Annotated in this window: 3 protein-coding genes; 2 read left to right on the top strand and 1 reads right to left on the bottom strand. The window is 76.2% G+C overall.

Translation table 11 applies throughout. The features are described from left to right. On the top strand, positions 1–896 hold an 896-nt coding region (locus DQW06_RS03720; RefSeq protein ID WP_157983335.1), incomplete at its 5' end, for a LacI family DNA-binding transcriptional regulator. Positions 897–1,147: 251 nt separating this feature from the next. Then, complete coding sequence (locus DQW06_RS03715; RefSeq protein WP_013153500.1) at positions 1,148–2,350, top strand: MFS transporter; 1,203 nt, start codon at positions 1,148–1,150, stop codon at positions 2,348–2,350. Positions 2,351–2,543: 193 nt separating this feature from the next. Here DQW06_RS03715 and DQW06_RS03710 read toward each other — a convergent pair. After that, on the bottom strand, positions 2,544–4,740 hold a 2,197-nt coding region (locus DQW06_RS03710; protein WP_232832945.1), incomplete at its 5' end, for a serine/threonine-protein kinase.

Here is a 4,740-nt window from a genome sequence, read left to right as displayed (position 1 = left end):
CCCGGGAGCGGGTCCTGCGCGCCGCCGAGGAGCTGGGGTACCGGGCCGACACCGCCGCACGGCTGCTGCGCCGGGCGCGCAGCCGACAGGTGGGCGTGCTCTTCGGCCTGGAGTACCCGATGGACGCCCACCTGGTCGAGGAGCTCTACCCCGCCGCCGCCGAACTCGGGTACGGCGTGGTGCTGAGCGCGATGGCCAGCACCCGCAGCGAACGCGAGGCGATCGACGAACTGGTGGGGCTGCGCTGCGAGGCGCTGATCCTGATCGGCCTGTCCGCGGAGGCGCCCGCGGACCTGGCGCGGGTCGCCGAACGGGTCCCCGTGGTGGAGATCGGCCAGCGCACCGGCGCGGAGGGGACCGACAGCGTGGGCACGGACGACGCCGCGGGCGTGGGCCAGGCCGTCGGGCACCTGGTGGAACTGGGCCACCGCGACATCGTGCACGTCGACGGCGGCGGGCTCCCGGGGGCCGGCGGGCGCGCGCGGGGCTACGCCGAGGCGATGCGCGGGTACGGCCTGGGCGGGCGCGTCGAGGTCCTGCCCGGCGACTACTCCGAGGAGGCGGGCGCGCGGGCGGCGCGGGTGCTCCTGGCGCGGGAGGCCCTGCCCACGGCCGTGGTCGCGGCCAACGACCTGTGCGCGTTCGGGCTGCTGGCGACACTGGTCCGCGCCGGGGTGAGCGTGCCCGGGGACGTCTCGGTGGTGGGTTACGACGACAGCCGGACCGCGCGGCTCTCCTTCCTCCAGCTCACGTCGGTGCGCCAGGACGCGGCGCGCATGGCGCGGCTCGCCGTCCGCTCCGCGTCCGAGCGCCTGGACGGCGGGCGCACCGAGAGCAGGCATCTGCTGCTGGAGCCCGCCCTGACGGTGCGCGGCAGCACCGCTCCCCCGCGCTGAGGGCCCTGCGGCCCAGGACGCCCGTGGCCGGTGTCCTGCGACGTTTCCGACGGTGGGCGCGCCGCTAAGAGCCACATCACACGCGCGGACGGTTGGCACAGGTCCGGAAAAGTCCGACACTGGAATTGGCACGTGCCAAATCACCCTCCGCTGTCATCCGGCCCCGCCGGGCCCCGGAAAGCCCGAAACCCCGCGACCCGCGGCGCCCGGCACCCGTGAACCCCGACCGACCCTTCGAAGGGGGCCCACCCATGCCTCTGGCCCTGCTCGCCCTCGCCGTCGGCGCGTTCGCCATCGGCACCACCGAGTTCGTGATCATGGGACTGCTGCCCGAGGTCGCCGCCGACCTCGGCGTACCGGTTCCGACCGCCGGATACCTCATCTCCGCCTACGCCCTGGGCGTGGTGGTCGGCGCACCGCTGCTCACCGCGCTGAGCACGCGGCTGCCCCGCAAGACGGCGCTGCTGGTCTTCATGGGGCTCTTCCTGGTGGGCAACCTCGCCACCGTCCTGGCCCCGTCCTTCGGCGCCGTGTTCGCCTCGCGGGTCCTGGCCGGACTGCCCCACGGCGCCTACCTGGGAGTGGGCTCGCTGGTCGCGGCGCACCTGGCCGGTCCGGGGCGGCGGGCCACGGGCGTCTCGCGGATGTTCCTCGGCCTGACCGTGGCCAACATCGTCGGCGTGCCCGCGGGCACCTTCCTGGGCCAGGCGATGGGCTGGCACGCGGCGTTCCTGGTCGTGGCCGGGATCGCCCTGCTCGCCCTGCTCGGCGTCGCGGTGTTCGTGCCGCACCAGCCCGCGGCCTCCGGCACGGGCCTGCGCCACGAGATGCGCGAACTGGGCCGCTCCCAGGTCGTCCTGGGCCTGGTCACGGCGGTCTTCGGGTTCGCCGGGGTGTTCGCCGTCTACAGCTACGTCTCGCCGATGATGACGGAGCTGGCGGGCATGTCCGCGTCCGGGGTGCCGATCGTCCTGGCCCTGTTCGGCACCGGCATGACCCTGGGTTCGCTGATCGTGGGACCCCTGGCCGACCGGGCGCTGCGCCCGACGATCTACGGGTCGCTGGCCGCGCTTGCGGTGGTGCTGGTGGTGTTCACGGTGACCGTGCACAACCCCTGGACGGCCGCGGTGACGGTGGTGGTCCTGGGCGCGGTGGGGTTCGGCGTGGCCACCCCGCTCCAGGTCCTGGTGATGAACAAGGCCGCCGAGGCGCCGACGATGGCGGCGGCCTCCAACCACTCGGCGTTCAACCTGGCCAACGCCGCCGGGGCGTGGCTGGGCGGCATCGGGATCAGCGCGGGCCTGGGGTACACCTCCCCGGCCGCGATCGGGGCGGTGCTGGCCGTGGTGGGCCTGGGCATCGCGGTGTTCGCGGGCGTCCTGGACCGCCCGGGGCGGCGGCGCGACCGCGAAGGCCGGACGGTGGCGGCCCCGGAGCCCAGCGCCCTGCGCTGACCCCGGGACCGGGAGGGAGCCCCGTTCCGAAACCCTGGGCGGGGCGCGCCCTCGGGCCGGGAACGGGGCGAAGGGGGACGACGGAGGCCTGCCCGGTGTCCTTCGGCGCGGGCCTTCCGAGGCCCCGGGCCCGCGGGCAGCCTGCGGCGCGGTCCCCCGGCGAAGGCCCGCGCCGTCCGGGCCGACCGTCCTCCTACTCCACCCGGACGAACCGGATGAGGACGGACTCCCCGAACTCCAGTTCCTCCCAGCCGAACTCGCTCTCCCCGACGGATGTGGCGGACGTGCAGGAGACCAGCGACCAGGGGGACTCCGCCCCCGACAGCCCGGGGACCGACTCCCTCACCCCCACGCAGGCCAGCTCGCCGTCCACGAAGTGGGTGTGCACCCCGGTACCGGTGTACCCCAGGGCGAGCTCCGAGCGCCCGCCCTCGCTCCCCAGCAGCCCCGCCACCTCCAAGGCGCGGTCGCACGACATCTCCCAGGCGTCCGCGCGCACCTGCCAGACACGTTCGTAGAACTCGAACTCTCCGCAGGCGGGCGCGTGGAGCACCTCCAGGCGTCCGCCGCCGGACTCCTCCCCCTGCTGGGGGTCGACCACCTCCACGGGGCCGCCGACCTCGGTGAAGTCGGCCCGCACCCGCCACAGGGCTCCGGCGTACTCCATCCGCACCGGGCCGCCCCGCGCGTCGACCTCGACCAGGCCCCGCGCGTCCTCCTCGACCACCTCGCCGTCCACCACGAGCCGGGACGTGAGCGGGCCGGTGTACACCCGGCCGCCCTCCTCCCCGGCTCCGCCCGCCTCCAGGTCCGGCGACTCCGCCATCGTGCGCAGCGGGCCGGTGACCAGCTCGGGACCCAGGTCCTCGGCGGTGGCCTCCCACGCGGGCTCCACCGGCTCGGAGGCCTCGCCCTCCGCCAGGGCGGGCCCGTACACGTACAGCCGTCCGCCGCTGTCGGCGGCCGCGACGGACCCCTGTCCCATCACCTCGCCGCTGGCCAGGAAGACGTCACGGTCGGCCGCGTAGCGGTACTCGACGGTGGCCGTGCTCTCCTCCAGCACCGCCTCGACCGCCTGACCGGTCCGCGCGGCGACCTCCTCGGCGTGCGCGTCGCTGAAGCGGCGCTCGACCTCGACCACGAACCCGCCGCCCTCCTCCAGGGTGGTCGCGGCGGCGGTGACGGCCTCCGCCGGAGCACCGCTGACCCGGTCGTAGACCACGTACCCGCCGGTGGCGAGCCCGGCGGCGACCAGCACGCCCGCACCGACCACCGCCGCCTTGGCCCCGGCCAGGGCGGTGAGGGTACCGCCGGCGGCCCCCGCCGCCGTGGTTCCGGTGGCGGCTCCCGCGGCACCGCCCGTACCGGCCCCCGCGCCGCCCAGCGCGCCCGCGGTGATCCCGGCCGCGGAGAGCACGCCCACGGCGGTCGCCCACGCGGCGGGGTCGTGACCCGCGGAGTCGACCCCGCGCCAGTAGCCGCGCAGCAGGGCGCGCAGGGTCTCGGCGGCCGGGACCGGGCCGCCGCGTCCGCTCAGTCCGACCTCCTCGGGTTCGGGCAGCAGGGCGCGCATGAGCTCGACCGCGCGCGGGCGCCGCGCGGGGTCGTTGGCCAGGGCGGCCTCCACCAGCGGCAGGACGTCGTCGGGCACGCCCGCCAGGTCGTGTTGACCGGCGGTGACCCGCTGGCGCAGTTGCTCGGGGGTGCCGCGGCCGAAGGGTTCGCGTCCGGTGGCCGCGAGCGCCACCAGGGCGCCCCAGGCGAACACGTCGGCGGCCGGGTCGGCGACCGCCCCGGTGTAGCGTTCGGGCGCCACCCAGCCGGGGGTGCCGTAGGAGGCGCCCCGGTCGTTCGCGCGCGTGGTGCCGACGGCGGTGGCGATGCCGAAGTCGACGATCTTCGGGCCGTCCGGGGACAGGATGACGTTGCCGGGTTTGATGTCGCGGTGCGCGATCCCGGCGGAGTGCAGCGCGGCCAGGCCCTCGGCGGTGCCCGCCGCGAACGCGCGCAGCATCTCCCCCTCCAGGGGGCCGAAGGCGCGTACGTGGGCGCGCAGGTTCCGGCCGGGGACGTAGTCGAAGGCCAGCCAGGGCACGCGTGCCGTGGTGTCGGCGTCGTACAGTCGCGCGGTGCTCACACCCCGGGCGCGGGCCAGCATGTCCACCTCGCGGGCGAAGGCCTCGCGGTGGCCGCGTCCGCGCGCGAAGCGGGCGTGCACGGTCTTGACGGCCACGCACCGCCCGCTTCCGTCGATTCCGCCGTAGACGGCGCCCATGCCGCCCGCGCCGATCCGCCCCACGATCCGGTAGGGGCCGAGCGTTCGCGGGTCGCCCTTCTCCAGGGGTTCGAGGCCGGGCGGGAGGCCGGTGTCGCGGGGCGGCGGGGGGACG

The sequence above is a fragment of the Nocardiopsis sp. TNDT3 genome, assembly GCF_003427465.1.
GTDB lineage: Bacteria > Actinomycetota > Actinomycetes > Streptosporangiales > Streptosporangiaceae > Nocardiopsis > Nocardiopsis dassonvillei.
This window is presented reverse-complemented; position numbering and strand designations above follow the sequence as displayed.

What these genes read in the sequence shown, in the direction of transcription:
- DQW06_RS03715 (WP_013153500.1), top strand. Translation starts at nt 1,148, where the DNA reads ATGCCTCTGGCCCTGCTCGCCCTCGCCGTCGGCGCGTTCGCCATCGGC.